Genomic DNA, 455 nt, shown 5'->3' with positions numbered 1-455 from the left:
GTTGGTTGTTGGGGGGGGTTGTGTGGTTGGTTGGGTGGGGGTGGGGGGGTGGGTGTTTGTGGTGTGGGTTGTGGTTTTTTTGTGTGGGTTTTTTGTTTTGTGGTGGGGGGGCGGTTTTGTTTTTTTGGGTGGGGGGGGGGGGGGGTGTGGTGGTGGGGGTCGGGGGGGTCGTGGTGGGGGGGGTGGGGGGGGTGGGGGGGGTGGCGGGGGGGGTGGGGTTTTTTGTTGTGGGGGGTTTGGTGCGGGTTGTACTGGGGGGCCTTCGTCCAGCCGTCGGTGGCGCGGTGGTGCTTGGTGAGTAGCAGGTCGTGGTCCTGGTCGCCGTGGGCGAACAGGGTGGCCCGGTGCGGGTTCTCGGTGGCCAGGTCGAAGGCGTGCGCGGCGGCGGCGCGGGCCGCGCCGGCGTGCCCGTCCTCGTCGGTCCCGAGGACCTCCAGGTCCGGGGCGGCGTCGGC

The 455-nt window shown here is 70.1% G+C and carries 1 protein-coding gene; it reads right to left on the bottom strand.

Features of this window, described 5'->3' with window-relative positions; translation table 11 throughout:
* Positions 1-455: hypothetical protein (locus PUR56_RS00140; RefSeq protein ID WP_329947328.1), on the bottom strand; the 455-nt coding region annotated here is incomplete at both ends.

The sequence above is a fragment of the Streptomyces sp. BE303 genome, assembly GCF_036290945.1.
Lineage (GTDB): Bacteria > Actinomycetota > Actinomycetes > Streptomycetales > Streptomycetaceae > Kitasatospora.
This window is presented reverse-complemented; position numbering and strand designations above follow the sequence as displayed.